At 67.4% G+C, this 22,796-nt stretch carries 26 protein-coding genes; 7 read left to right on the top strand and 19 right to left on the bottom strand.

All coding sequences use genetic code 11. The annotated features are described in order from the left end of the window. The first annotated feature begins 40 nt into the window (after positions 1-40). On the top strand, positions 41-505 hold the full coding sequence (bfr, locus tag DN824_RS11360) for a bacterioferritin (protein WP_138408517.1): 465 nt from the start codon (positions 41-43) through the stop codon (positions 503-505). A gap of 57 nt (positions 506-562) precedes the next feature. On the opposite strand, the gene cueR is transcribed toward bfr, so the two are convergent. After that, complete coding sequence (cueR, locus tag DN824_RS11355; protein WP_138408516.1) at positions 563-961, bottom strand: Cu(I)-responsive transcriptional regulator; 399 nt, start codon at positions 959-961, stop codon at positions 563-565. After that, complete coding sequence (locus DN824_RS11350; RefSeq protein WP_138408515.1) at positions 958-3,369, bottom strand: heavy metal translocating P-type ATPase; 2,412 nt, start codon at positions 3,367-3,369, stop codon at positions 958-960. Before DN824_RS11350 ends, cueR begins: the two co-directional genes overlap by 4 nt. 134 nt (positions 3,370-3,503) lie before the next feature. Between DN824_RS11350 and DN824_RS11345 the strand changes: the two genes are divergently transcribed. Continuing rightward, complete coding sequence (locus tag DN824_RS11345; protein ID WP_138408514.1) at positions 3,504-3,701, top strand: heavy-metal-associated domain-containing protein; 198 nt, start codon at positions 3,504-3,506, stop codon at positions 3,699-3,701. Positions 3,702-3,704: 3 nt separating this feature from the next. Here the strand turns inward: DN824_RS11345 and DN824_RS11340 are convergent, their stop codons facing one another. Beyond that, positions 3,705-4,328 (bottom strand): TetR family transcriptional regulator, encoded by a 624-nt coding sequence (locus DN824_RS11340; RefSeq protein ID WP_138408513.1) that lies wholly within the window; start codon positions 4,326-4,328, stop codon positions 3,705-3,707. 322 nt (positions 4,329-4,650) lie between these two features. Between DN824_RS11340 and DN824_RS11335 the strand changes: the two genes are divergently transcribed. Further along, entirely contained in the window at positions 4,651-5,826 is a 1,176-nt protein-coding gene (locus tag DN824_RS11335; protein ID WP_138408512.1) for a multidrug effflux MFS transporter, read from the top strand. A gap of 13 nt (positions 5,827-5,839) precedes the next feature. On the opposite strand, the gene DN824_RS11330 is transcribed toward DN824_RS11335, so the two are convergent. From DN824_RS11330 to rutA, 12 genes are all read right to left on the bottom strand, one after another. After that, positions 5,840-6,019 carry a hypothetical protein gene (locus tag DN824_RS11330; protein ID WP_138408511.1) on the bottom strand — a complete coding sequence of 60 codons (180 nt, stop codon included), beginning with the start codon at positions 6,017-6,019 and terminating at the stop codon, positions 5,840-5,842. 79 nt (positions 6,020-6,098) lie between these two features. Further along, positions 6,099-7,049 (bottom strand): adenosine deaminase, encoded by a 951-nt coding sequence (locus DN824_RS11325; RefSeq protein WP_138408510.1) that lies wholly within the window; start codon positions 7,047-7,049, stop codon positions 6,099-6,101. A gap of 437 nt (positions 7,050-7,486) precedes the next feature. Next, positions 7,487-8,080: an IMPACT family protein gene (locus DN824_RS11320; RefSeq protein ID WP_138408509.1), complete on the bottom strand. Its 594-nt coding sequence runs from the start codon at positions 8,078-8,080 to the stop codon at positions 7,487-7,489. Positions 8,081-8,181: 101 nt separating this feature from the next. Continuing rightward, complete coding sequence (locus DN824_RS11315) at positions 8,182-8,820, bottom strand: DUF1826 domain-containing protein (protein WP_138408508.1); 639 nt, start codon at positions 8,818-8,820, stop codon at positions 8,182-8,184. Then, the gene (zigA, locus tag DN824_RS11310; RefSeq protein ID WP_138408507.1) at positions 8,820-10,025 is read right to left on the bottom strand and encodes a zinc metallochaperone GTPase ZigA; all 1,206 of its coding nucleotides are present in this window, start codon (positions 10,023-10,025) and stop codon (positions 8,820-8,822) included. Before zigA ends, DN824_RS11315 begins: the two co-directional genes overlap by 1 nt. Positions 10,026-10,035: 10 nt before the next feature. Continuing rightward, positions 10,036-10,440 (bottom strand): RNA polymerase-binding protein DksA, encoded by a 405-nt coding sequence (dksA, locus tag DN824_RS11305; protein ID WP_138408506.1) that lies wholly within the window; start codon positions 10,438-10,440, stop codon positions 10,036-10,038. A 315-nt stretch (positions 10,441-10,755) separates the two neighbouring features. Further along, a complete protein-coding gene (rutF, locus tag DN824_RS11300) occupies positions 10,756-11,286 on the bottom strand; it encodes an NADH-dependent FMN reductase RutF (protein WP_138408505.1) in 531 nt (176 codons plus the stop codon). A gap of 13 nt (positions 11,287-11,299) precedes the next feature. Continuing rightward, positions 11,300-11,890: a malonic semialdehyde reductase gene (locus DN824_RS11295; RefSeq protein WP_138408504.1), complete on the bottom strand. Its 591-nt coding sequence runs from the start codon at positions 11,888-11,890 to the stop codon at positions 11,300-11,302. Between the two features lie 11 nt (positions 11,891-11,901). Continuing rightward, a complete protein-coding gene (gene rutD / locus DN824_RS11290) occupies positions 11,902-12,699 on the bottom strand; it encodes a pyrimidine utilization protein D (protein WP_138408503.1) in 798 nt (265 codons plus the stop codon). Positions 12,700-12,739: 40 nt separating this feature from the next. Beyond that, entirely contained in the window at positions 12,740-13,126 is a 387-nt protein-coding gene (gene rutC, locus DN824_RS11285) for a pyrimidine utilization protein C (RefSeq protein ID WP_138408502.1), read from the bottom strand. 57 nt (positions 13,127-13,183) lie between these two features. Further along, positions 13,184-13,930: a pyrimidine utilization protein B gene (gene rutB, locus DN824_RS11280; protein WP_138408501.1), complete on the bottom strand. Its 747-nt coding sequence runs from the start codon at positions 13,928-13,930 to the stop codon at positions 13,184-13,186. Further along, positions 13,930-15,018 carry a pyrimidine utilization protein A gene (rutA, locus tag DN824_RS11275; protein WP_138408500.1) on the bottom strand — a complete coding sequence of 363 codons (1,089 nt, stop codon included), beginning with the start codon at positions 15,016-15,018 and terminating at the stop codon, positions 13,930-13,932. Before rutA ends, rutB begins: the two co-directional genes overlap by 1 nt. Positions 15,019-15,326: 308 nt before the next feature. Here rutA and rutR point away from each other — a divergent pair, with 308 nt between their 5' ends. Both rutR and DN824_RS11265 read left to right on the top strand, forming a co-directional pair. Continuing rightward, the gene (rutR, locus tag DN824_RS11270; protein WP_414718413.1) at positions 15,327-16,028 is read left to right on the top strand and encodes an HTH-type transcriptional regulator RutR; all 702 of its coding nucleotides are present in this window, start codon (positions 15,327-15,329) and stop codon (positions 16,026-16,028) included. 33 nt (positions 16,029-16,061) lie between these two features. Next, positions 16,062-16,697 carry a cysteine hydrolase family protein gene (locus tag DN824_RS11265; protein ID WP_138408498.1) on the top strand — a complete coding sequence of 212 codons (636 nt, stop codon included), beginning with the start codon at positions 16,062-16,064 and terminating at the stop codon, positions 16,695-16,697. 65 nt (positions 16,698-16,762) lie between these two features. Here DN824_RS11265 and DN824_RS11260 read toward each other — a convergent pair whose 3' ends face one another. Both DN824_RS11260 and DN824_RS11255 read right to left on the bottom strand, forming a co-directional pair. Then, entirely contained in the window at positions 16,763-17,890 is a 1,128-nt protein-coding gene (locus DN824_RS11260; protein ID WP_138408497.1) for a PQQ-dependent sugar dehydrogenase, read from the bottom strand. 76 nt (positions 17,891-17,966) lie between these two features. Continuing rightward, the gene (locus DN824_RS11255; protein WP_138408496.1) at positions 17,967-18,773 is read right to left on the bottom strand and encodes a helix-turn-helix transcriptional regulator; all 807 of its coding nucleotides are present in this window, start codon (positions 18,771-18,773) and stop codon (positions 17,967-17,969) included. Positions 18,774-18,871: 98 nt separating this feature from the next. Between DN824_RS11255 and DN824_RS11250 the strand changes: the two genes are divergently transcribed. Both DN824_RS11250 and DN824_RS11245 read left to right on the top strand, forming a co-directional pair. Next, positions 18,872-19,330, top strand: a complete 459-nt coding sequence (locus DN824_RS11250) for a carboxymuconolactone decarboxylase family protein (protein WP_138408495.1) — start codon at positions 18,872-18,874, stop codon at positions 19,328-19,330. A gap of 233 nt (positions 19,331-19,563) precedes the next feature. Further along, positions 19,564-20,589 (top strand): CNNM domain-containing protein, encoded by a 1,026-nt coding sequence (locus DN824_RS11245; protein WP_138408494.1) that lies wholly within the window; start codon positions 19,564-19,566, stop codon positions 20,587-20,589. A 243-nt stretch (positions 20,590-20,832) separates the two neighbouring features. On the opposite strand, the gene DN824_RS11240 is transcribed toward DN824_RS11245, so the two are convergent. Together DN824_RS11240 and DN824_RS11235 are read right to left on the bottom strand one after the other, a co-directional pair. Beyond that, positions 20,833-22,128: a PQQ-dependent sugar dehydrogenase gene (locus DN824_RS11240; protein WP_138408493.1), complete on the bottom strand. Its 1,296-nt coding sequence runs from the start codon at positions 22,126-22,128 to the stop codon at positions 20,833-20,835. Beyond that, positions 22,125-22,568 (bottom strand): DUF2231 domain-containing protein, encoded by a 444-nt coding sequence (locus DN824_RS11235; protein ID WP_414718412.1) that lies wholly within the window; start codon positions 22,566-22,568, stop codon positions 22,125-22,127. The genes DN824_RS11240 and DN824_RS11235 overlap by 4 nt, the downstream gene beginning before the upstream one ends. Between the last annotated feature and the right edge of the window lie 228 nt (positions 22,569-22,796).

Genomic DNA, 22,796 nt, shown 5'->3' with positions numbered 1-22,796 from the left:
TTTGCCGCCTGGAGTCGTCATTTGAACGAGGAAGCGCGTCATGCAAGGTCAAACACCGGTCATCGAGTACCTCAAGGAGCTGCTGCGAGGCGAGCTGGCCGCGCGCGACCAGTATTTCCTGCATTCGCGGATGTATGCCGATTGGGGCTACACCAAGCTCTACGAGCGGATCAATCACGAGATGGAGGAGGAGACCCAGCACGCCGATGTGCTGCTGCAGCGCATCCTCTTCCTCGAAGGCACGCCGGACATGACGCCCGAGGCCATCCACCCCGGCCAGACCGTGCCGGAGATGCTGCGCAGCGACCTGGCGCTGGAATACAAGGTGCGCGAGGCGCTGGCCAAGGGCATCGCGCTGGCCGAAGCCCACGGCGACTACCCGACCCGCGATCTGCTGGCCGTGCAGCTGCACGACACCGAAGAGGACCATGCCTACTGGCTCGAGCAGCAGCTGGGGCTGATCGACCGCATCGGGCTGCAGAACTACCTGCAGGCGCAGGTATAAGGGAAGCAGCCGGAAGCCGGAAGCCGGAAGCGCCAGGCTCGGCTTCAAGCTTCAAGCTCAGCAACATCCCCCTGACTCCAGGTCCTTAAGGATCGGGCAGTCCGGGCGGCCATCGCCGTGGCAGTGATCGACCAGCTCCTGCAGGGTGTCACGCAACCCCACCAGTTCGGCGATACGCCGGTTCAGGTCGTCGATGTGGGTGGCGGCCAGCGCCTTGACGTCGGCGCTGGCGCGCTGGCGATCCTGCCAGAGGGTCAGCAGCCGGCTCACTTCCTCCAGTGAAAACCCCAGATCGCGCGAGCGCTTGATGAAGGCCAGGCGGTGCAGGTCATCGTCGCCATAGCGCCGGTAGCCGTTGGCGTTGCGCCCGGCGGGCGCGATCAGCCCGATGGATTCGTAGTAGCGGATCATCTTGGCCGAGAGGCCGCTGCGGGTGGCTGCCTGACCGATGTTCATGCGCGTGACTCCTGTGCACGGGGCGCGGTGGCCGGTTTCCAGCGTTTGAGCAGCAGCGCGTTGCTCACCACGCTGACGCTCGACAGGGCCATGGCGGCGCCGGCCACCACCGGGTTGAGAAAGCCGAAGGCGGCCAGCGGAATGCCCACCAGGTTGTAGATGAAGGCCCAGAACAGGTTCTGCCGGATCTTGTGGTAGGTACGGCGGCTGATCTCCAGCGCCGCCGGGACCAGCCGCGGGTCGCCGCGCATCAGGGTGATGCCGGCCGCATGCATCGCCACGTCGGTGCCGCCCCCCATGGCGATGCCGACATCCGCCGCGGCCAGTGCCGGGGCGTCGTTGATGCCGTCGCCGACCATGGCGACCACGGCGCCTCCCTGCTTCAGTGCGGCGACCGTGGCCGCCTTGTCCGCCGGCAGGACCTCGGCATGCACGTCGTCGATGCCCAGCGCGCGGGCGACCGCCCGGGCGCTGCCCCGGTTGTCTCCGGTGATCAGGTGGCTGCCGATGCCCTGTTCACGCAGCGCCGCCAGCGCCTCGGCGGCGCCTTCCTTGAGGCCATCGCCGAACGCGAACAGGCCGAGCACGCGCCGCTGCGGCGACGTCTCGATCAGCCAGGAGAGCGTGCGGCCTTCGGCTTCCCACGCCTGGGCCCGTTCAGCGAGTTCGCCGGGTTGCAGGCCGGCGTCCTCCAGCAGGCGACGGTTGCCCAGCGCCAGCGCGCGGCCATCCAGCCGGCCTTCGATACCGCGGCCGGTCAGCGAGCGGCTGTCGGCGACTTCATCGAGGGCCAGGTTCAACGCTTCGCAGCGACCGAGTACCGCACGGGCCAGGGGATGTTCGCTGCCGCGCTGCAGGGCGCCGGCCTGGCGCAGCAGCGCGGCTTCGTCGCCCCCGACGGCGTGCAGGTGGACGATGCGCGGCTCGCCGGAGGTCAGGGTGCCGGTCTTGTCGAAGGCCACGGCGCTGACGCGATGGGCGATCTCCAGCGCTTCGGCGTCCTTGATCAGGATGCCGTGGCGCGCCGCCACGCCGGTGCCGGCCATGATCGCGGCGGGCGTGGCCAGGCCCAGGGCGCAGGGGCAGGCGATCACCAGCACGGCCACGGCGTTGATCAGCGCGACCTCGGCCGAGGCGCCCGCCAGCAGCCAGCCGGCCAGCGTCAGCAGCGCCACGACCAGCACCGCCGGGACGAACACCTGGCTGACCCGGTCGACCAGCTTCTGGATCGGCGCCTTGGCGGCCTGGGCGTCCTCGACCAGGCGGATGATCCGCGCCAGCACGGTTTCGCTCCCCAGTGCGGTGGTGCGCACCAGCAGGCGCCCGTCACCGTTGATCGCACCGCCGGTGACGCCGTCGCCCGGCCCCTTGGCCACCGGCAGGCTTTCGCCGCTGATCAGCGCCTCGTCGGCCTGGCTTTCGCCCTCGATCACTTCGCCGTCCACCGGGAAGCGCTCGCCGGGCCTGACCCGCACCAGGTCCCCCAGCCGCAGTTCGGCGAGCGGCACATCCTGCTCCCGGCCGTCGACGACCCGCACCGCCCGCTCCGGACGCAGCGCCTCCAGGGCGCGGATGGCCGCGCTGGTCTGGCGCTTGGCGCGGCTTTCCAGGTATTTGCCCAGCAGCACCAGGGCGATGACGGCGGCGGAGGCCTCGAAGTAAAGGTGCGGCATCTGACCGGCCGGCGTCGCCCACCATTGGTAAAGGCTCAGACCGTAGCCGGCGCTGGTGCCGAGGGCCACCAGCAGGTCCATGTTGCCGGCGCCGGCACGCACGGCCTTCCAGCCGGCGACGTAGAAGCGTGCGCCGAGCAGGAACTGCACCGGCGTCGCCAGCAGGAACTGCATCCAGGCCGGCAGCATCCAGTGGTGCCCGAGCGGCATCCCGAGCATGGGCAGCACCAGGGGCGCGGCCAGCAGCAGGGCCGCGATCAGGGTCCGGCGTTCGCGCCGCAGACGCGCATCGGAGTCCCCGGCCGAGGCCGGTTGCGCGCCGGCCAGATGGGCGCCATAGCCTGCGGCCGTCACCGCGCCGATCAGCGTGCCTGCGTCGGGCAGCCCGGCGACCTCGACCCGCACCCGCTCGCTCGCCAGGTTGACCGACGCGCGGCGCACCCCCGGGACCTTGAGCAACGCGCGCTCGACCCGGCCGGCGCAGCTGGCGCAGGTCATGCCGTCGACCGCCAGCTCGAGCGATTGCAGCGGTACCCCATAGCCGGCCTTTTCCACCGCCTCGATGAGCGGCTGCAGCGCGCCGTCGCGGGTTTCGATGCGCACCTGCTCGCTGGCCAGGTTCACCTGCGCGCGGGTGACGCCCGGCACCTTCTGCAGGGCGCGTTCGACGCGTCCCGCACAGCTGGCGCAGGTCATTCCGGTCACGGGCAGGTCGAAGGTCGTGGCGTGGGTCATGGGAGCCTCCTGTGTCACACATGATCGACCTTGACCCTATGGGAAGGTCAAGCGGACAGGCAGCCGGGATTCGGCTTGACCTTGCCCGGGTGGCAAGGCCGACAATCCCGGGCATCACAACGGAGGAGAACAGCATGCAACGTTTGACGGTGGAAGGTATGACCTGCGCTCACTGCGAGCGCGCCGTGAGCGAGGCGATCAAGCGGCTGGACCCCGAGGCGCGCGTGCGCATCGAGTTGGCCAGCGGACTCGTCGAGGCGGATGGTCGGCTGGACCCTGCCGAGGTCCGCCAGGCGATCGAGGAGGAGGGGTACCGGGTCGTCTCCGGCTGAGGCTCAGTCCAGGCTCGCACCGTCGGCGAGCAGGCCCCTGAACAGCGGATCGATCAGCGCGGCCGGATCGCTCTTGGCGTCGTAGAGCGTCGGGTCGCGGGTCCAGTCGGTGAACAGGCCGATCATCAGGGCATGCACCGACAGGGCCGCCAGGCGCGGCGTCACCCCGGGGCGCAGGTGCTTTTCGGCGCAGATCATCAGCTGTTCGCAGGTATCGATGAACTGATCGATGAAGGCGTTGTGGCGTTCCTCGGCCTCGCGCAGCTCGTCGGTGAACTCGCAGCGGTGCAGCAGAATGGTGAGGATGCGCTGCTTCTGCTCGTCGTGGCCCAGGGTTTCGATCCCTTCCACGCAGAGATCGCGCAACACCCGCAGGGGTTGCTGCTGGTCACATCGGCTCAGGCGCTCAGCCAGTTGCTCGGGTGGCAGGCGGACCTGATTGAGCATTTCGTGGAACAGGTGCGCCTTGTTCTCGAAATGCCAGTAGATGGCGCCCCGGGTGACCCCCGCGTCGCGGGCGATCTGGTCGAGGCTGGTGTGGGCCACGCCGCGCTCGAGGAACAGCCGTTCGGCTGAGGCCAGGATGGCGATGCGGGTTTTTTCGGCGTCTTCTTTGGTTCGGCGCATGGCGGTCGTTCAAAAAGGTGTCGCCCGGCTCGGTGCCGGGTCAGGTGGCGAATACCGCGAGCCTGGTGGCTCGCTCCTGCCCCAGGGGGGGTTGCGGGCCGCAAACGTTCCGCTGTTCGACGCGCCGCTGACGCAGCGGCATTGGGCCGGATGCGTCGATTGGCAAAGTGCGTTCAGGGTAACGGCCCACAAGTAGCTGTCATAGGTTTACAATCGAGAGTGTATGTAACAGCATCTTACGCCCCTGTAAATGTCCAAGCTCTGGCATCGCGTCGGTAACCCACCGCCATCGCGAGGGGTTTTCCATGTGTTGGAGTAGGCAATGCCTCTGCGGATTCTCTTGATTCTCGGCGCGCTCAGCGCCTTCGGCCCCCTGGCCATCGACTTCTACCTGCCTGCCTTCCCGGCGATCGCCCAAGCCTTCGATACCCATGTGGAGCACGTCCAGCAGTCGCTGGCCGCGTATTTCATCGGCCTGGCCATCGGCCAGCTGATCTACGGCCCGCTGGCCGATCGTTACGGACGGCGGCGGCCGCTGCTGCTCGGCGTCACGCTGTTCACCCTGGCTTCGCTGGCCTGCTCGTTCGCGCCGTCGATGGACTGGCTGATCGGCGCGCGCTTCGTGCAGGCGCTGGGCGGCTGCGCCGGCATGGTGGTCGCCCGCGCGGTGGTGCGCGACCTGTGCGATCCGATGGCCAGCGCCAAGGTGTTCTCCCAGCTGATGCTGGTGATGGGGTTGGCACCGATCCTGGCGCCGGTGCTCGGCGGGCTGCTGCTGGCGCACCTGGGCTGGTCGTCGATCTTCGTCGCCCTGACGCTGTTCAGCGGCGCCTGCCTGATCGCGGTGACGCTGTGGCTGCCGGAAACCTATCCCAAGGGCCTGCCACCGGCGCCGATGTCCGGCGCGCTGGGCCAGTATCGGCGCATGTTCGGCGACCGCCAGTTCCTGGGCAATGCGATGACCGGCGGCTTCGCCATGGCCGGGATGTTCGCCTACATCGCCGGTTCGCCCTTCGTCTTCATCGAGCTCTATGGCGTTGCGCCGCAGCACTACGGCTGGCTCTTCGGCATCAATGCGGTGGGCTTCATCGTGATGGCGCAGGTCAACGCGCGGCTGATGCTTCTGCGCGGGCCGGAGTTCTGGCTGCAGCGCTGGATCCTGGTGTATTTCGTCAGCGCCCTGGTGCTGCTGATGGTCGCGGCGTTGCGCCCGCCGATGCTCTGGCCGCTCCTGATACCGCTGTTCGTCTGTATTTCCAGCCTCGGCTGCATCCTCCCCAATGCGACCGCCTGCGCGATGGCGGGGCAGGGCGCCAATGCCGGCAGCGCGTCGGCCCTGCTCGGCTGCCTGCAGTTCAGCGCGGCCGCCGGCTTCGCGTCGCTGGTCGGGTTGCTGCACAACGGCACGGCCATGCCACTGGCCGCGACCTTCAGCCTGTGCGGGCTGCTGGCCGTTGCCGTGGTCCGCTGGACCGTTCGCGGACGCCGCCTCGCCTAGACGAGGCGGCCGTTCAGACGTGCAGGGTTTGCGGTTCGCGGGGCAGCGGGTGGGGCGCTGCGAGGCGGCTCTGCAGCAGATCGACGAAGGCCCTGGCCTCGGCTTCGCTGCGGAAGGACACCTGATGGCGGTCCAGGCTCACCTGCCAGGTGCCGTTGCGGGCTGATCGGTTGGGGCAAACGCGGATGTTCATGGGTCCACCTCCAGGAAATGGACCCTGAGTCTAGACGCTGATCCGGAACCTGCCTTGATTCGGATCAATCGACTTTGGTCTAGCGCGCCAGGCGAGCCTCCAGGCTGTTGCGCGCCAGTCGTTCGGCCTGCTCGCGGGTCATCTGCAGCGCCTCGTGCAGGGCCATGAAGTTCTCCGTCACGTAGCCGCCGAAATAGGCCGGATCGTCGGAATTGACCGTGACCTTCACGCCCCGCTCCAGAAGCTCGAGGATGTTGTGCTGGCTCATGTCGTCGAACACGCAGAGCTTGGTGTTGGACAGCGGACAGACGGTCAGCGGGATCTGCTCCTCGACCAGGCGCTCGATCAGTCGCGGATCTTCCGCGGCGCGCACGCCGTGGTCGATGCGGTTCACCTTGAGCAGGTCCAGCGCTTCCCAGATGTATTCGGGCGGGCCTTCCTCCCCCGCGTGGGCGACGGCGAGTAAGCCTTCTTCCCGGGCGCGCTGGAACACGCGCTCGAACTTGCTCGGCGGATGGCCCAGCTCCGAGCTGTCCAGGCCCACGGCGAAGAAGGCGTCGCGGTAGGGCAGCGCCTGCTCGAAGGTCTTGAACGCTTCCTCTTCGGGCAGGTGGCGCAGGAAGCTCAGGATCAGGCCGCTGGTGATGCCGAGCTGCTCGCGGCCATCCCTGAGCGCCGCGTCGATGCCTTGCAGCGCCACTTCGAAGGGAATGCCGCGTTCGGTGTGGGTCTGCGGGTCGTAGAAGGGTTCTGTGTGGATGACGTTCTGCGCCTTGCAGCGCTGCAGGTAGGCCCAGGTGAGGTCGTAGAAGTCCTGCTCGGTGCGCAGGACGTCGGCCCCGCGGTAATAGAGATCGAGGAATTCCTGCAGGTTGTTGAAGGCGTAGGCGCTGCGCAGCGTGTCCACGTCGGGCCAGGGCAGCACCACCTTGTTGCGCTCGGCCAGGGCGAACAGCAGTTCAGGTTCCAGCGAGCCTTCCAGGTGCAGGTGCAGCTCGGCTTTGGGCAGGGCATTGAGCCAGTCGTACATGATCGGGTCCCGGGCGTTCGGCAAAGAGACATTCTAGCGAGGGGTCAGAGCAAGTCATATGCCAGGGAACGCCGCCCTGCCTGCGTGCTGTGGCAATTTGATGACGGCCCGGTGAAGTGTCGAAGAAATGATCAGTCACCTGGAGCCCGCTTGCGGTGAGGGCTGGCGCGGTTATCCAGCAGGTTATCCACAGAGTTTTCCCCGGTTTTTCGGCATAACTGGCGCGACGGTCGGTCAGGCCTGATATCACCCTGATACTGCCCTCTTGTTTCGAAAAAATTTCTATATTTCAGTAAGTTGAGCGAGAAAATTCCCACGCTGCGCAAGCTTTGGTCATTAAGTGAGCAACTTCGTGCAGGCCCCGCCGTGCCAGTATCCCAGCCGCCCATCCAAAGGTTATCCACAATTGGCTCCACAGTATTTGTGGGCAAGGCGCGCTAAACGGAGTCGCAGGCCTCGAGGCTGATCTGACCGCGGCTGATGTCCGCCAGCAACCGGCGCAGCCTGTCCACGTCGGCCTGCGGCAAGGCGATGACCAGCTCCGCCCCGGTGCCGTCGAAGTGCTCCTGCTCGAGCTGCGCGCCGAGATCGACCAGGCGCGCCTTCAGCAACGCGAGTTCGCCGAAGGGGCAGTGGCAGCGCCAGCGACTGAGGGCGACCAGCTCGATGCGCTCGCCGGCCTGCAGGCATTTGGCGGTGGTGCCGCCATAGGCGCGGGCCAGGCCGCCGGTGCCGAGCTGAATGCCGCCGTACCAGCGCGTGACGACCACCACCACCTGGTCGCAGTCCTGTCCCTCGATAGCGCTGAGCATGGGCCTGCCGGCGGTGCCGCCCGGCTCGCCGTCGTCGCTGAAACGGTATTGCGCACCGACTTTCCAGGCCCAGCAGTTGTGCGTCGCGCCGGCATCGCTGACCTGCTCGATGAAGGCCTGGGCCTCGGCGGCACTGGCGACCGGCGCCGCGTGGGCGAGAAAACGGCTCTTGCGGATGATTTCCTGGTAGTCGCAGGGGGCGGACAGGCTGAACGGCATGGCGGCAACGCGGCAAGGAAGGGGCCCGTAGTTTAACGGCCCCACCGCAGGCTGGGGCCAGCGCTGGCGTTCGGCGCAAGGGGGGTGCCGCAAGCCCTGGTTCAGGCCAGCCAATCCAGGGTCAGGATCAGGCGCCGTCCGCCATCGCTCGGCGGCGAACGGTGGATGATCCCGGCGCCCTCGTTGCCTTGCCATTTCTCGCCCTTGAACAGCGCGACCGCGCCGGTCGGAAGCTGCTCGATCATCCTTGCCTCGACCGGCTCGGCGGCCGGATCGCCCAGGCGCTGGCGCGGCATCGTCTCTTCGCGCAGCCACTGGCTGCCCGTGCCGACATAGGTGGTGATCAGTCGTAACGGCACATGGTCCACGTGAAAGCGCGGGCACATGGCCTGGTCCAGCAGGCGCAGCCTGACACCGACCCGACGCGCATCGACCAGGCAGGCAAAGGCGCCGGTCAGCCAGGTCACGTCATCGATGAAGTCCGGATAGCCGTCCAGGCCGCGACAGGCCGTTGCGAACGACTCCAGCACGCAGGGGGCGTCACCCTCCACGTCCAGGACCCGCGACTCGGCCAGCGGCGCGGGATTGGCCGCGACGGCCTGGCAGAAGTCGCGCAGCTGCGGTGAGAGCGCGCGTCGCCAGACCGCCAGGTTGACCCCGTCGCGCAGGGCTTCCCCGAGTACCGCCGGCGCGTCGCCGAATCGCTGCTGCGGCCCGAACGAGCGTTGCCGGGCCAGCATCAGGCGGCCTCCTCGTGCCAGGGGCCGAACGGATCGGGCAGCTCCAGCCAGGCCTCGATGCCGGCGGCCAGTTCCGCCTCGTTCAGCAGGCAGGCGTCCAGCTCGGCGGTCAGGCGGGCGAAGTCGATGTTCTGGCCGATGAACACCAGTTCCTGGCGGCAATCGCCGATGCCCTCTTGCCAGTTGCGCATGATCGCCTGCAGCCCGTCCTCGTCGCTCGGCCACTGGCTGCGCGGGACGAAGCGCCACCAGCGGCCGGCGTACCCGTGACGCATCAGGCCGCCGGCCTGGGACCAGCTGCCCGCTTCCTGCGGCTTGCTGGCCAGCCAGAAGAAGCCCTTGGAGCGCAGCAGGCGGCCATTGCTCCACCCCCGCCCGAGGAAATCGAAGAAGCGCTGCGGATGGAACGGGCGACGGGCGCGATAGGCGCTGGAGGCGATGCCGTATTCCTCGGTTTCCGGGACGTGCTCGCCGCGCAGCTCCTTGAGCCAGCCCGGCGCCTCGGCCGCGCGGGCGAAGTCGAAGCGGCCGGTGTCGAGGATCTTCTCCAGCGGCACCGCGCCCATGCTCATCGGCAGGATCTCGGCGTGGGTATTGAGGCGCTGGAGGATGGCGGTCAGCTCTTCGCGTTCGGCGCTGGAGATCAGGTCGATCTTACTGATGAGGATGACGTCGGCGAATTCCACCTGCTCGATCAGCAGGTCGGTGATCGCGCGTTCATCGTCTTCGCCCAGGGTCTCGCCGCGGCTTTCGAGGCTCTCGGCCTCATGGAAGTCGCGCAGGAAGTTCACCCCGTCGACCACCGTGACCAGGGTGTCCAGGCGCGCCAGGTCCGCCAGGCTCTGGCCCTGCTCGTCGCGAAAGGTGAAGGTCTCGGCGACCGGCAGCGGCTCGGAGATTCCGGTGGATTCGATCAGCAGGTAGTCGAAGCGGCCGTCGCGGGCAAGGGTGGCGACTTCCTCCAGCAGGTCTTCGCGCAGGGTGCAGCAGATGCAGCCGTTGCTCATCTCGACGAGCTTTTCCTCGGCGCGGTTGAGGGTGACGTCGCGCTGCACTTCGCTGCCGTCGATGTTGATCTCGCTCATGTCGTTGACGATCACCGCGACCTTGCGGCCGTCGCGGTTCTTCAGGATGTGGTTGAGCAGGGTGCTCTTGCCGGCGCCGAGAAAGCCGGACAGCACGGTGACGGGGAGACGGTTATCCATGGGGGTGTCCTCAGGCGTTGCGGTGGTGTCTTTCGCGCGCTTCCTGGCGCTCTTTGGCTTCGATGCACAGTTCGGCGGTGGGCCTTAGCAGCAGGCGCCTGAGGCCGATCGGCTCGCCGGTCTCGCGGCACCAGCCGTATTCGCCACGGGCCAGGCGCTGCAAGGCCTCGTCGATCTTGTCGAGCAGCTTCTTGTTGCGTTCGAGCACGCGCAGCTGCCACTGGCGCTGCTCCTCGGCGCTGCCCACGTCGGCGGGATCGCTGCTGGGCTCCTGCTCGCGCAGGCCTTCGAATTCGTTCGAGATGCGCTGCTGCAGGTCGCTGCGCTGGGCCAGCAACAGGTCACGAAAGAACGCCTGCTGCTCGTCGTTCATGTAGTGCCCGGCAGGCTGGGCGAGAAGTTCGGCTTCGGTCATGGCGCTTCGGTTCAAGGATGAATTAACTGTTATAACATAACATTTAATAGCGCGATGGCGAATGCTGTTTGTTGCATCTGGAAGGGGCGCCATTGCGGTCGAGCCCCGGCGTCCCGGCCGCTCCCACCAGGCAAAGCGCACCGGAGCTGAAACCATCAATGAGAAAGTCGGGGCGAGCGCTGGCGCATCACGCCCTACGGCCTGGACGGCCTCGTGCCGGTGGCCCCGTGGAAGCGGTCTCGACCGCGAAAAAGGGCATCGGAGCAATTGCGGTCGAGGCCCGGCGTCCCCGAGCGCCCTACAAGAACGGCCGGATCAGCAGGCCGCGCCGGGCAGCCCGTGGTAGTTGCGGCCGAAGTAGACCAGCGCGTCGGCGGCGTCGCGCTGGCGCACGGCGAGCACTTCGCAATAGAGGATGTCATGGGTGCCGACGCTGGTGCTGTGGCTGATGCGGCAGTCGAACGAGACCGCCGCCCCCTCGAGCAGCGGCGCCCCGGTCACGGCGGTGGTCCAGTGGGCGGCGGCGAAGCGCTCGGCCATGTCGGTCTTGCCGCCGAACAGGTTGGACAGCGCGCGCTGGTCGTCGCACAGGGTGTTCACGCACAGGGCCTGGTGCGCGGCGAACACCGCATGCACCGAGGCCGAGCGGTTGAGGCAGACCAGCAGGGTCGGCGGCTCGTCGCTGACGCTGCACACCGCGGTCGCGGTGAAGCCGGCGCGTCCGGCCGGGCCGTCGGTGGTGACGATGTTCACCGCCGCAGCCATGTGGGCCATGGCGTCGCGGTAGTCGAGCCGGGACACCGGCGCCGGCAGGTCGCGGATCGTCTCGAGGGTAGCCAGTTGCATGGACGTTCCTCCATCAGGCCAGAACGCAGGCCTTTTCGAATGGCAGTCGCGGCAGGCGGTCGCGCAGCTTGCTGGCATCGCCGTAGCCGAGGTTGATCAACAGGTTGGATTTCCAGGTGGTGCCGGCGAAGAAGGCCTCGTCCAGCGCCTTGGCGTCGAAGCCCGACATCGGCCCGCAATCGAGCCCCAGCGCCCGGGCCGCGAGGATCAGGTAGCCGGCTTGCAGCGAGCTGTTGCGCAGGGCGTTCTCGGTGATCAGCGCCGCCTGGCCGGCGTACCAGCTGCGCGCATCGGCATGGGGGAAGAGTGCGGGCAGGGTCTCGGGAAAGTCCTCGTCATAGGCGACGATGACCGTCACCGGCGCGCTCATGGTCTTTTCCAGGTTGCCCTTGGACAGGCAGGGCGCGAGCTTTTCCTTGCCCTGGGGCGTGCGTACGAAGACGAAGCGGCCCGGGCAGCTGTTGACCGCGGTCGGTCCCTGGCGGACCAGCTCGTAGAGCTGGCGCAGCAGGCTGTCGGGGATCTCGCCGGGCAGCCAGTAGCTGTGGGTGCGGGCCTCGCCGAGCAGGGCGGCCAGGGCGATGGAATCGAGCGGAGTGGGCATGGAGGGTTCCTTTAGGCTGCCGTCGCCGGGTCGCGCTGCCGCGCCAGGTGCTCGAGCAGGATTCGGTTGAAGGTGGGCGTGTCGCTGACGCTGGAGGCATGGCCGCCATGATCGAGCAGTTCCAGACGCGCGTCGGGCAAACGGTCGGCCAGGTGCTGCGAGCGGGTCCAGGGCACCAGCATGTCGTCGCGGTTGGCGATCAGCAAGGTCGGCGTGGTGATGCTGGCGAGCCGGTCTTCGATATCGAAGGCCAGCAGCGCGCCGATGCGCCGCAGGACATTGTCCTGTCCGGGGAAGTGCGCCAGCGCGTGGGCGTCGTCGCGGGCCAGGCGCTGGCTGTTTTCGGCGATCCAGGTCGGCGGGTAGAGGAACAGCGCCTGGGCCTGGACGAAGGCCGCCGGGCCGCTGTCGCGCAGCAGGTGGGTGCGCACCGCGAAGCAGCGCGCGCTGTGCGGGTTGGGGCTGCTCCAGGCGTTGACCAGCACCTGGCTCTGCAACAGCTGCGGCCGCATCAGGGCGATCTGCAGGCCGACCAGCCCGCCGAGGGCATGGCCGACGAAGTGGCAGCGCGCGATGCCCACGGCGTCGAGCAGCTCGATCAGCTCGCGGGCCATCGCCTCGATCGAATAGCCCTCGGGAATCTGCGCCGGGCTCTTGCCGGTGCCGCGCTGGTCGTAGACCAGCACCCGGTAGTCGTCGATCAGCGCCGGCAGCTGCGGCGTCCAGAACGCGCCGGCGCCGCCGAGGCCCGAGCAGAGCACCAGCGTCGGTGCGTCCGGCTCCGGGCGGCCGTGAAGTTCGTAATGCATGGTGTCCCTCCGCTGGCGGTGATGCGTGCGTCGGCGAGCCTTACCGGCCGACGTGGGCGATGCTGGCGATCTCGATCAGCGCATCGGGCTTCACCAGGCCGCACTGGATGCAGTAGCGCGCCGGCTTCTCGCCGGGGAAGTATTCGGCGTACACCTCGTTGACCTTCCCGTAGTTGGCCCAGTCGGTGAGCATGATCATGTTGAAGGTCACGTCGTCTAGGGTGCCGCCGGCGGCCTCGACGACGCCCTTGATGGTTTCCAGCACGTGGCGGGTCTGGGCGGCGGCATCGCCGACGTGGACCACGTTGTTGTCCTTGTCGAAGGGCAGGGTGCCGGCGACGTAGAGGATGCCGTCGGCCATGGAACCGGGCACGTAGGGGGCGAGCGGTTTGCCGGAGCCGGCGGGGATGATCGATTGCTTGGGCATGTCGGTGATTCCTTGCAAGGCATGGCGCGCCGGCGAGGCGGCGCGTTGTCGTTGTGGTTACAGCGCGCGGGCGGTGGCCTCGGCGTTGGCGAAGGTGGCGCAGAAGTCGTCCACGCCGGACACCCAGCCGAAGAACGTCTCGATGTTGTACAGCGCCGCCTGCTGGGCGAATTCCGGCCCGGCCTGGTGGGTGGCGTCGGCCAGCACCACGCCGAAATATTCGAGGTGGAAGCCGTCACGCAGGGTCGACTCCACGCACACGTTGGTGGCGATGCCGGTGAACACCAGGTTGCGGATGCCGCGGGCGCGCAGGGTGCTGTCCAGGTGCGAGTTGAAGAAGCCGCTGTAGCGCGGCTTGGGCACCACGATGTCGCCCGGCTGCGGCTCGAGGGCGTCCACCAGCTGGTAGTCCCAGCCGCCCTTGGCCAGCAGCGTGCCGGCCAGTTCGGGGCGCTTGCGCATGGTCTTCAGCGCATTGGACTTGTGCCAGTTGGGCGAGCCCGGGCCGCCGGCCTCGACGTAGCGGTCGTCCCAGCCGTTCTGCAGGAAGATCACCTGGATGCCCGCCGCGCGGGCGGTGGCGAGCGCCCGGGCGATCTTCTCGATCACCGGCCCCGTGCTCGACACGTCGAAGCCGGCCAGGTCCAGGTAGCCCCCGCGGGTCGCATAGGCGTTCTGCATGTCCACCACGATCAGCGCCGTCTCGCTGGCCTTCATCGCCAGCGGCTCGGGGCGCGCCGGCAGCTTCAGCGCGGCGCCGGTCGGGTCCGGTGCGTAACCGGAAAAGTGTTCGGCGGCATTCATCAGGCGGACTCCTTCAGCGGTTCGATGTGGCGCCGGCTGTGCATCAGCGGCTGGATCTTCTGGCCGAAGGCCTCGACGCCTTCGAGGAAGTCGTCGAAGGTCAGCATCACGCCCTGCATGCCGGGCACCGTGGCGATCTCGTCGAGCATGCGGGCCACGTTGGCGTAGGAGCCGACGAGGGTGCCCATGTTGATGTTCACCGCCGAGGTCGGGTCGGCCATCTGCCGCACGTTGGTGTCGCTGCCGGAGGTCTTGTCCGCCGCGCCCTGTTCGCCGAGCCAGGCGATGGCGTCCTGGTCGGCGCCGGCCTTGTAGTGCTCCCAGCGGGCACGGGCGGCCTCGTCGGTCTCGTCGGCGATGACCATGAACAGCACGCAGGAGGTCACGGTGCGGCCGGTCTTCTCGGTGGCCTTGAGCAGGCGCTCGGTGGCCGGGGCGAAGGCGGTGGGCGTGTTCACGCCCTTGCCGAAGCAGAAGTTGTAGTCGGCGTACTGCGCCGAGAAGGCCATGCCGGCGTCCGACGAGCCGGCGCAGATGATCTTCATCTCCGCCTGCGGGATCGGGCTGACGCGGCAGTCTTCCATCCGGAAGTGCTCGCCCTTGAAGTCGCTGCGGCCGGTCGCCCAGAGATCGCGCAGCACCTGGGCGTACTCGCCGAGGTACTGGTAACGGGTGCCGAAGAATTCATCGCCCGGCCACAGGCCCATCTGGCTGTACTCGGGCTTCTGCCAGCCGGTGACCAGGTTGACGCCGAAGCGGCCGTTCGAGATCGAGTCGATGGTCGAGGCCATGCGCGCGACGATGGCCGGCGGCAGGGTCAGGGTGGCGGCGGTGGCGAACAGCTGGATCTTGCTGGTCACGGCGGCGAGGCCCGCCATCAGCGTGAAGGACTCCAGGTTGTGCTCCCAGAACTCGGTCTTCCCGCCGAAGCCGCGCAGCTTGATCATCGAGAGCGCGAAGTCGAAGCCGTAGTGCTCGGCCTTCTGCACGATGGCCTTGTTGAGTTCGAAGGTCGGCATGTATTGCGGCGCGTTTTCGGAAATGAGCCAGCCGTTGTTGCCGATCGGGATAAAGACGCCAACGTCCATGGGTGATCCTCTCTGCCAGGTACCTGTGGGGCCGCCCTCGGGGGCGAGCGTTGACAGAGCCAGAGCAGGATGCGGGCCATGTTTCGAAAGTGCTTTGCTTTCAGATGCTTGCAAAATGGTCGGCGCTTGCTGCGGACCAATTGGTCTACTTTAGAGCACTCGTTTTGTGCGCCGGTGCGCGCTCATGGGGCGCCACGGCGCCCGGCGGGGGCCATCGGACGGGCCTGTCGATGCGGCCTTGCGACTCGTCACCCGCACGCGCCTTTCCGCTACAGTACCGCCTCCCTGTTGCCCGATCCCGACGACCCGTGTCCGACAAAACCCCCGTCAAACGCCCGCCCGCCAAGAGCAAGGCGCCCGCGCCGAAGAAGACCCGTACGCCCAGCGCCGCGTCGCTGCGCCGCCGTGCCGAGCAGATGGAGGCCAAGCGCGCCCAGATCATCGAAGCGGCGCTGGGGCTGTTTTCCCGCTTCGGCCTGCATGGCACCAGCCTCGATCAGGTCGCCAGCCAGGCCGACGTCTCCAAGACCAACCTGCTGTACTACTTCGGTAGCAAGGAGGAGCTCTACGTCAGCGTATTGCGCCAGCTGCTGGAGGTCTGGCTGCGGCCGCTCAAGGCGTTTTCCGTCGAGCAGGACCCGGTCGAGGCGATCGGCGACTACCTGCGGGTGAAGCTCGAACTCTCCCGCGACCACCCCGAGGAGTCCCGGCTGTTCTGCATGGAAATCATGCAGGGCGCGCCGCTGCTGCTGGGCGAGTTGGAACAGCCTTTGCGTGAACTCGTCGAGAACAAGGTCGCGGTGATCCAGGGCTGGATCGATGCCGGCAAGCTGGCTCCGGTCGAGCCCCATCACCTGATCTTCTCGCTCTGGGCCACCACCCAGCACTACGCCGATTTCCGCGTCCAGGTCGAGGCGGTCGCCGGCAGGACGCTGGATGACCCGGTGTTTTTCGAAGAGGCGCTGCACAGCCTGCAGGCGCTGATACTCAACGGGGTTCGACCGCGCTGACGGCGCATCGGGCCCCCTCCAAGGAGTCCGAGCATGGGCAAACCCCTGATCACCTGGCCGCTACATCGCGGCCGCACCGCCATCGTCGTCGTGGACATGCAGAAGGTGTTCTGCGAACCCGACGGTGCGCTGTACGTGCCGGCCACCGCCGCCATCATCCAGCCGATCGCCGCACTGCTCGAGTGCGCCCGCGCGGCGGCGGTGCCGGTCATCTACCTGCGCCACGTGGTGCGCGGCGATGGCAGCGACACCGGGCGCATGCGCGACCTGTATCCGAACGTGGACCGCATCCTCGCGCGGGACGACCCGGGCATCCAGGTCATCGAGGCCCTGAGCCCGAGGCCCGGTGACGTGGTGGTCGACAAGTTGTTCTACAGCGGCTTTCACAACACCGACCTGGACACCGTGCTGCGTGCGCGCGACATCGACACCCTGGTCGTCTGCGGCACCGTCACCAACGTCTGCTGCGACACCACCATCCGCGACGCCGTGCACCGCGAATACAAGGTCATCGCCCTGAGCGATGCCAACGCCGCGATGGACTATCCCGACCTCGGCTGGGGGGCGGTGAGCGCCGCCGACGTCCAGCGTGTCGCGCTGACCACCTTCGCCTACGAGTTCGGCGAGGTGACCACGACGGAGAACCTGATGGGCCGGCTGGCCGGCTGAAGGCCGCAGGCGGGCCGATGCGAAGGGAGCACAAGGCCGCCTGCCGCGGCCCTGTGCAGTCGGGGTTACTTGGGCTGCAGCTGGAGCAGGCGACCGCCTTTACCGTCCTCGAGTACCCAGATGCTGCCGTCCGGGCCTTCTTCGACTTCGCGGATGCGCGAGCCCAGGTCGTAACGTGCCGCCTCGGTGGCCTCCTCGCCGTCCAGGGTGACGCGCACCAGGCCCTTGAACGAAAGGCCACCGATGAAGGCATCGCCGTTCCAGTCGGCAAACCGATCGCCGCCGTAAATGATGAGGCCGGCCGGGGAGATCACCGGTGTCCAGGAAATCTTGGGCGCGATGAATTCAGGCCGCGTGTCGTGGTTGGGGATCGGCGTCCCATCGTAGTGCTCGCCCTCCGAGACTTCCGGATAGCCGTAGTTGCCGCCTTTCTGGATCAGGTTGAACTCGTCGCCGCCCTCGGGGCCCATCTCGTGTTCCCACAGGCGGCCTTGCGCGTCGAACGCGATCCCCAGGGGGTTGCGTTGCCCCAGCGACCAGATCTGCGCCGTCACGCCGCCCTTGTCGGCGAACGGGTTGTCGGACGGCACGCTGCCGTCGTCGTTCAGGCGCAGGATCTTGCCCAGGTTGCTGTTCATGTCCTGGGCCGGCGTGAACTCTTGCCGATCACCCGAGGAGATCCACAGCTTGCCGTCCGGGCCGAAGGCGAGGCGATGGGCGTAGTGTCCCCGCCCCGAGAACTTGGGCGTCTGGCGCCAGATCACCTCCACATCGGAAAGCGAACCACCGTCGTCCCCCAGCTCCAGGGTCGCACGGGCGAGGGCCGCGCCCCGGTCGCCGCCCTCGCCCTGTTCGGCGTAGCTGAGGTAGATGACGCGGTTCTGCGCGTAGTTCGGGTGAAGGATGACGTCCCCAAGCCCGCCTTGCCCGCCATAGGCCACTTCCGGAACGCCGTCGATATCGCGGGCATCGCCCGTCTGCACGTCGACGTGCTTGAGCGTGCCGCCCTTTTCGGTCACGAGTGCGGTGCCGTCCGGCAGGAACGTCATGGCCCAGGGTTCGGCGAAGGTGGCGCGGGGTGTCGCGCTGAAGGGCCACTGGTCCTGCTTGATCGCCTCGGTCGCTGCCGTTGCGGCGAGCGAGACGAAACCGAGCGCTAGCGTGCTGGCAATCTGCATGGGGATACGCTTCATAACCATCCTCCTCTGAAGTGAGGGGTTCACGTTACTGCGTGGGGCGATGACCTTGCCGGTGGATTTGTAAGGGGGTTTAACGCCGCGTCGGGGGCTGCGCACGCAACCGGTACTGCCCTGGCGTCATGCCGACCACGGTCTTGAAGTCGTGGATGAAGTGGGCCTGGTCGCTGTAGCCGCAGGCCAGGGCGGTGTCCAGCAGCGGCGTGCCCAACTGCAGTTCGCGGCGGCTCAGGGCCACGCGCTGGATGCGGCTGAACTGCTTGGGCGACAGGCCGACCTGGTGGCGGAACAGCCGCTCCAGCTGTCGCTGGCCGAGCGGCACGGCCTGCATCAGGTCCGACAGGCGTGCGCCGCCGCCACTGGCGGCGATCTGGCTCAACAGCTGCTGCACCGGGGAGCGCTGCTCGCGCGCAGCCGCCAGGCGCGCCAGCAACGCCTGCTCGACCAGCCGCTGTTGCCCGTCCCGGTCCAGATCGGCCAGCGCGTCGGTCAGGGTCGTCAACCGCAGGCCGGGCCCTCCATCCCCGTGAAAGCCCGACAGTTCGTCCAGGCCCATGCCGAAGAAGAGGGCGCCCATGCCGGGGCGAAAACGCACGCCCATCAGCTTCACCCGGCCGGCGAGCTGCAGCCGGGCGCTGGACAGCTGCGGGCCGGCGACCAGTGCGGCGGGCCTGTGCAGGACGCCATCCAGGCTCAACGGGTCGGCGAAGTTGAAGATGACGCCGCTGCCGCCGTCCGGGTGCAGCATCTGCATGTCGTAGGTGGCGCCCGCAGCGCCTTCGATCCACCAGAAGCGCTGCACATGGGCAGCCAGCGCCGGGCTCGGCGGACGGGCGAGGAAGCCCGGGATGCGCGGCAGGCGTTCATGCAGTGTGGGCATGCTGCCCCCGGCGTTGAAGGATGTCGAAATTCTACAATAGCGCACGCCGGTGGCTGCGTAGGCTGGGCTCCACATTCACACCGAGAGGAGAGTCCACCATGCGCATGAACTACCAGGCTGCCGCCCCCGAGGCGATCAAGGCGATGATGGGGCTGGAAACCTACCTGGCCCGCCAGAGCCGCAGCGAGGAGGGTGTCGACAAGCCCCTGATGGAGCTGGTCAAGATCCGCGTCTCGCAGCTCAACCACTGCGCCTTCTGTATCGACATGCATACCAAGGATGCCCGCGCGCTGGGCGAGACCGAGCAGCGCATCTATGCCCTGAGCGCCTGGCGCGAGACGCCGTTCTTCACCAACCGCGAGCGTGCCGCGCTGGCCTGGGCGGAGGCCAACACCCTGTTGCCGCAGGGGGTCGACCAGGCGCTGTTCGATGAGGTGCGCCGGCACTTCTCCGAGCCGCAGCTCGCCAACCTCACCCTGGCGGTGGCGGCCATCAACGCCTGGAATCGCTTCGGTGTATCCTTCGCGCCGGTGCCCGGCAGCTACCAGCCCGTCTGAGCAAGGGCCGCCTTTCTCGCGGGCCGGGCGGTGGTCCGGCCCACGAGAAACGGGCTCGCGGGCGACGAACGGTGCAGTCGAAAGGAATTCCTTTGCGGGTTGCTGTCCAACCGGTATTCGTCAGGCGAACACGCCGGAGGAAACAAAATGTTGCAGCCCATTCCAGGCTTTCGATTACCGTGTTGTGGCGTTGCTGTAGATTGGACGGCCCTTAGCAACGATCCTTTTGGCTCATGACCCTCCTGATAGCGTTCGCTGTCTTATCCATCCTGGTTTCCTTCATCTGTTCGATCCTGGAAGCCGCACTGCTCTCGCTGACCCCCAGCTTCATCGCCCACCAGAAAGCCACCAAGCCCAGGCTCTACGAGCGGCTGAAGGTGCTCAAGGACAAGGTCGACCAGCCCCTGGCCGCGATTCTCACGCTCAATACCGTCGCCCACACGGTCGGCGCGACCGGCGTGGGTGCGCAGGTCACCGTCGTGTTCGGCAACGGGTACGTCGGCGCCGCCTCCGCCGTCATGACGGTCCTGATCCTGGTGCTGTCCGAAATCCTTCCCAAGACCATCGGCGCCCGTTACTGGCGAGCCCTGGCACCGTACCTGCCTCCCGTCCTGAACGGCATGATCTGGATGCTCAAGCCCTTCATCCTGCTGTCCGACATGATCATGCGACTGTTCGGCGGCAAGGAGCCGGAGCACGACATCCGCCAGGAGATCAAGGCGCTGACCTTGCTCGGCCGCGAGACGAACAGCCTCGACGAGGACGAGCAGCGCGTCATCAGCAATATCCTGGACTTGCACGAGGTCAGGGTTCGCGACGTCATGACGCCACGCACGGTGTGCCATTACACCTTGCCCGACGCCACCATCGGCTCGTTCAAGGAGAAGGTCGCCGACAGCCAGTTCTCGCGCTACCCGGTGATCGGCGAGGACGAAAGCCCCCTCGGCGTGGTCTTCCGTTATGACGCGCTGGCGGCGGCCGATGACGACGCGCCGGTGTCGTCGATCATGAAGCCCCTGAAGGTCGCGCCGGAGACCACCAGCGTCGAAAGCCTCATGACCCAGCTGCTGCACGAGCGCCAGCACATGTGCCTGGTCTATGACGAATTCGGCAGCTGGCGAGGGCTGGTCACGCTCGAAGACATCATGGAAACCATCATCGGCAAGCCGATCATGGACGAAACCGACGACATCCCGAACATGCGCCGCTTCGCCAAGCGTCGCTGGGATCACCGCGTCAAGAGCGCCCGCGACAGCTGATTGCGGGCCGGCAAGCGGGGCTCGGCGGATATCGGCGCCCCTGCCGTCTGGTTTATTCACCGCTCGGCCCCCTTGCGTCGAGCGTAGGGTGGAAAACCGCGAAGCGTTTTCCACTACCGGTCTGACTACTGCCGCCCATCCCGGCCGCCACGCTTGCCGATACGGATCGGGCGCTGGCGGGGACGCTGCGCACAAAGCCGACGACCCTGCGGTCGTCGGCTTTGCGGGCGAGGGGAGAATCGCCTACTGGTCGCGCGTTACCCGCCACACGATGTTCGCCAGGTCGTCGGCGACGATCAGGGCGCCGCGCGGGTCGACCGTCACGCCGACCGGACGGCCGCGGGTCTTGCCGTCCTCCGTGCGAAAGCCCGTCACGAAGTCGATCGGCTGGCCCGAGGGGCGACCCTCGCTGAATGGCACGAAGATCACCCGATAGCCAACCGGCTGCTTGCGGTTCCAGCTGCCGTGCTCGCCGATGAACACGCCATCGGCGAACTGCTCGCCCATGGACGGCTCGGAGAAGTCCAGGCCGAGGGCGGCGACGTGGGAGCCCAGCGCATAATCCGGCGTGATCGAGGCCGCGACCTTCTCCGGATCATGCGGCCGAACCCGAGGGTCGACGTGCTGGCCCCAGTAGGCGTAGGGCCAGCCGTAGAAGCCGCCTTCACGCACCGACGTGAGGTAGTCCGGCACCAGATCCTCGCCGAATTCGTCCCGCTCGTTGACCACCGCCCACAACTGCCCGGTCCCCGGCTGAATCGTCAGCGCGGTGGGGTTGCGCAGGCCGGTCGCGTAGGGCTTGTACAGGCCGGTCTCGGCCTCGACCTGCCAGACCAGGGCGCGGTCCACCTCGGCCTCCATCCCGCGTTCGGTGATGTTGCTGTTGGAACCGATACCGACGTACAGGAAGCGCCCGTCCGGGCTGATGGTCAGCGCCTTGGTCCAGTGGTGGTTGATCTCCGAAGGCAGGTCCGTGACCTTTTCCGGCGGCCCGCTGGCCTCGGTCTGGCCGTCCTGGTAATCGAAGCGCACCAGCTCGTCCTGATTGGCCACGTAGAGGTTGCCCTCATGCAGCGCCAGCCCGTACGGCGCATTGAGGTCCTCGGCGAACACCGTCTGCAGCTCGTAGGTGCCGTCGCCATCGGCGTCGCGCAGCAGCGTCAGGCGGTCGCCGCTTTCCACCGAGGTGGTGCCCCGGGACTTGATGACACCGGCGATCACGTCCTTCGGCTTGAGATTCGGTGCGCTGCCGCCCCGTCCTTCCGCCACCAGGATGTCCCCGTTGGGCAACACCAGCGTCTGCCGCGGAATCTTCAGGTCGGTCGCGATCGCCGTGACGGAGAAGCCCTCTGGTACCGTCGGCAGGGCGTCGCCCCAGGGCGTCGGCTCGGCGATCGTCATGCTGGGCAGCAGCCCACGCGCGGGCTCGCCGAGCTTGGGATCGGGGCCGTACTGCTGGGCGATATCCTGCCCTTCGCCCCCGCAGGCGGCGAGAAACACGGCCATCGCCAGAACGGTTACTGGGCTCGAATGTTTCATGCCACACCTCCCACGTGCCGGTGAACGTACCGGTGAGAGAGACCGATCCATGTCGCCGCGCAGGCCAGCACGGCGACGATCACCGACAGCACCAGGCTTTGCGGCATGGTGGCCCAGGCATCCTTGGCGTGCTCCAGAGCGTTGATGAAACCCAGCACCCAGGTCGCCGCCATGAGCAGCACGTAAACCAGCGGCCGCCCCGTCTTTCGCTCGGCCCGGATCAGCTCGACCAGCGCGAACAGCAGCGCCAGACCACAGAAGATCAAGCCGCCGACGATCAGCCAGGAGGCGAAGTTGTTCCACTGGATCTGGTAACTGCGAACGTAGGCGATGTCGCTCAGCAAGGCGCCGAGAAACAGGGGGACGGTCCCGGCAAGCAGGGTCGCATGCAACGGGTTCGGCATGCTCGGGTAGGTGGTGCGGTGGGTGGTTGCGGTCACGGCAGATTCCTCAATCGCTGGGGCGGTCTGGCCTGATGCCATTGCAGATGCGTGGCCGCCAGGCTCGCGCTGAATGTGCTTAAAGAGGATCGTGTCGCAGGGGGATAAGTTCAGTCGTGGGTGGGCAAGGCCGAGGGTTTCGGCCGGGGCGTATGCTGCAGCTAACGAAGGTTGAGTGGTCGCTGGCAAGGCGCGGCGCGCCGGTTGGGGGCGGGCCAATCGATTGAT

It is taken from the genome of Stutzerimonas nosocomialis (assembly GCF_005876855.1).
In the GTDB taxonomy this organism is placed as follows: Bacteria; Pseudomonadota; Gammaproteobacteria; order Pseudomonadales; family Pseudomonadaceae; genus Stutzerimonas; species Stutzerimonas nosocomialis.
This window is presented reverse-complemented; position numbering and strand designations above follow the sequence as displayed.

Excerpts from the sequence above, each read along its gene's own strand:
- bfr (WP_138408517.1), top strand. The coding sequence starts at position 41 with ATGCAAGGTCAAACACCGGTCATCGAGTACCTCAAGGAGCTGCTGCGA.
- rutA (WP_138408500.1), bottom strand. The coding sequence starts at position 15,018 with ATGGACGTTGGCGTCTTTATCCCGATCGGCAACAACGGCTGGCTCATT.
- DN824_RS11250 (WP_138408495.1), top strand. The coding sequence starts at position 18,872 with ATGCGCATGAACTACCAGGCTGCCGCCCCCGAGGCGATCAAGGCGATG.
- DN824_RS11265 (WP_138408498.1), top strand. The coding sequence starts at position 16,062 with ATGGGCAAACCCCTGATCACCTGGCCGCTACATCGCGGCCGCACCGCC.
- DN824_RS11240 (WP_138408493.1), bottom strand. The coding sequence starts at position 22,128 with ATGAAACATTCGAGCCCAGTAACCGTTCTGGCGATGGCCGTGTTTCTC.
- DN824_RS11255 (WP_138408496.1), bottom strand. The coding sequence starts at position 18,773 with ATGCCCACACTGCATGAACGCCTGCCGCGCATCCCGGGCTTCCTCGCC.
- DN824_RS11325 (WP_138408510.1), bottom strand. The coding sequence starts at position 7,049 with ATGTACGACTGGCTCAATGCCCTGCCCAAAGCCGAGCTGCACCTGCAC.
- DN824_RS11295 (WP_138408504.1), bottom strand. The coding sequence starts at position 11,890 with ATGCCCACTCCGCTCGATTCCATCGCCCTGGCCGCCCTGCTCGGCGAG.
- rutD (WP_138408503.1), bottom strand. The coding sequence starts at position 12,699 with ATGCATTACGAACTTCACGGCCGCCCGGAGCCGGACGCACCGACGCTG.
- DN824_RS11345 (WP_138408514.1), top strand. The coding sequence starts at position 3,504 with ATGCAACGTTTGACGGTGGAAGGTATGACCTGCGCTCACTGCGAGCGC.
- DN824_RS11315 (WP_138408508.1), bottom strand. The coding sequence starts at position 8,820 with ATGCTGGCCCGGCAACGCTCGTTCGGGCCGCAGCAGCGATTCGGCGAC.
- rutF (WP_138408505.1), bottom strand. The coding sequence starts at position 11,286 with ATGCAACTGGCTACCCTCGAGACGATCCGCGACCTGCCGGCGCCGGTG.
- rutB (WP_138408501.1), bottom strand. The coding sequence starts at position 13,930 with ATGAATGCCGCCGAACACTTTTCCGGTTACGCACCGGACCCGACCGGC.
- rutC (WP_138408502.1), bottom strand. The coding sequence starts at position 13,126 with ATGCCCAAGCAATCGATCATCCCCGCCGGCTCCGGCAAACCGCTCGCC.
- DN824_RS11340 (WP_138408513.1), bottom strand. The coding sequence starts at position 4,328 with ATGCGCCGAACCAAAGAAGACGCCGAAAAAACCCGCATCGCCATCCTG.
- DN824_RS11320 (WP_138408509.1), bottom strand. The coding sequence starts at position 8,080 with ATGCCGTTCAGCCTGTCCGCCCCCTGCGACTACCAGGAAATCATCCGC.
- zigA (WP_138408507.1), bottom strand. The coding sequence starts at position 10,025 with ATGGATAACCGTCTCCCCGTCACCGTGCTGTCCGGCTTTCTCGGCGCC.
- DN824_RS11260 (WP_138408497.1), bottom strand. The coding sequence starts at position 17,890 with ATGAAGCGTATCCCCATGCAGATTGCCAGCACGCTAGCGCTCGGTTTC.
- DN824_RS11350 (WP_138408515.1), bottom strand. The coding sequence starts at position 3,369 with ATGACCCACGCCACGACCTTCGACCTGCCCGTGACCGGAATGACCTGC.
- DN824_RS11330 (WP_138408511.1), bottom strand. The coding sequence starts at position 6,019 with ATGAACATCCGCGTTTGCCCCAACCGATCAGCCCGCAACGGCACCTGG.
- cueR (WP_138408516.1), bottom strand. The coding sequence starts at position 961 with ATGAACATCGGTCAGGCAGCCACCCGCAGCGGCCTCTCGGCCAAGATG.
- DN824_RS11245 (WP_138408494.1), top strand. The coding sequence starts at position 19,564 with ATGACCCTCCTGATAGCGTTCGCTGTCTTATCCATCCTGGTTTCCTTC.
- DN824_RS11335 (WP_138408512.1), top strand. The coding sequence starts at position 4,651 with ATGCCTCTGCGGATTCTCTTGATTCTCGGCGCGCTCAGCGCCTTCGGC.
- dksA (WP_138408506.1), bottom strand. The coding sequence starts at position 10,440 with ATGACCGAAGCCGAACTTCTCGCCCAGCCTGCCGGGCACTACATGAAC.